2 protein-coding genes are annotated in these 1,779 nt (G+C 32.3%); both read right to left on the reverse strand.

The window, feature by feature from the left end:
• Positions 1–1,243, reverse strand: a 1,243-nt coding sequence (gene hcp / locus WBG30_RS11745) for a hydroxylamine reductase (RefSeq protein WP_424504847.1), incomplete at its 3' end; no start/stop codon positions are given.
• Between the two features lie 133 nt (positions 1,244–1,376).
• Positions 1,377–1,779, reverse strand: a 403-nt coding sequence (locus tag WBG30_RS11750) for a deoxycytidylate deaminase (RefSeq protein ID WP_424504848.1), incomplete at its 5' end; no start/stop codon positions are given.

Genomic DNA, 1,779 nt, shown 5'->3' on the forward strand with positions numbered 1-1,779 from the left:
ATTTCATTCTTCCGTCACAACCTGCCATTACGAAGAACTTCTTGATTGCTCCAGTTTTAACTGCATCCACTACTTTATCAGCTAATGCGAATACTTGCTCATGAGCAAATCCACCTACGATAGATCCCTCTTCAATTTGAGTTGGTGCTTCACAAGTTTTTGCCATTTCTATGATTTCAGAGAAATCTTTCTTTCCATTCTCGTCTTCTTTGATACTAACCCATCCTGGGTATCCAGCTGCATTTGTTGTAAACACTTTACCTTCATATGATGCTCCCGCTTTTGGAGGAACTATACAGTTAGTTGTGAATAAGATAGGTCCGTTAAATGATTCAAACTCCTCTTTTTGCTTCCACCATGCGTTTCCGTAGTTTCCTACTAAATGATCATATTTCTTTAACTCAGGATAATAATGAGCTGGTAACATCTCTGAATGAGTATAGATATCTACTCCAGTTCCTTTTGTTTGCTCTAATAATTGAACTATATCATTTAAATCATGTCCAGAAATTAAGATTCCAGGATTTGATTTTGTTCCAATATTTACTTCAGTTAATTCAGGGTTTCCAAATCTTCCTGTGTTTGCACTGTCCAATAATGCCATTACATCTACACCAAATTTTCCAGTTTCTAATACTAATGCTACTAATTCATCTAATCCTAAAGTGTTATCTAATGTAGATACTAAAGCTTTTTCTATAAACATTACGATCTCTTGCTTTTTATATCCTAAGTTTACTGAGTGCTCATAATATGCTGCCATTCCTTTTAATCCATATATAGTAAGTTCTCTTAGAGATCTAATATTTTCATCTTCAGTCGCTAATACTCCTACTGATAATGATTTATCTTGCATCTCTTCCATAGTTTCTACTGTAAAAGTTAATGCATCATGATTTTCTAATCTCTTAGGAGTTCTTCCTTTTTTAATGAAATTAGCTTTTAATTTATCTCTTAACGCTAAACCTTCTGTAATTTGAGCTGCGATAGCCTCGTCATCAAAATTGGCATTTGTTATAGTGGTAAATAATGCATTTGTTATATAGTAATCAAGACCTTCACAACAACCACAAGATTTTCTTGTTTCTAAATCAAGCCCTTCTCTTAAAATAGCTATTGATTTAGCTGTATATATTAATAAGTCTTGTAAATTAGAAGTTTCTGGCTTCTTCCCACAAACACCCGCTATTGTACATCCAGTTCCTTTTGCTGTTTCTTGACATTGGTAACAAAACATTGACATATTATCTCCTCCATTTTTTATTTACTCTTTCTTTTAGTAGCATTTTCGCTTCATAAAGGAAGTGTAATTTCTATAATTGATTATATCAATAAGGAAAGAAAAAAATCGGTAACATAGGTTACCGATTTTAAAATTAAATTAAATTTTCATCTAAAGATATAGATATTTCCATTTTTCTTGGAATTAATTTAGTGTACTTTACCCCAGCACTGTTTAAAAGCATCTTAGATGCCTTATTTGAATCTGTACCATCATATTTATCCGAAAGATATACTACCTTAATTATTCCACTTTGAATTATTGACTTTGCACACTCATGGCATGGAAACAACCCTACATATATAGTACAATTTTTTAAATTTTTTATACTATTTAAGATTGCGTTTTGTTCTGCATGCATTACAAATGGATATTTAGTCTCTAAAAAACCTCCATCTCTTCCCCATGGAAACTCATCATCAGAACATCCTTTGGGAAATCCATTGTATCCAGCTCCAACAATTTTTTTATCTTCATTTATTATACAAGCCCCTACT

The sequence above is a fragment of the Psychrilyobacter sp. genome (genome assembly GCF_049671765.1).
GTDB lineage: Bacteria > Fusobacteriota > Fusobacteriia > Fusobacteriales > Fusobacteriaceae > Psychrilyobacter.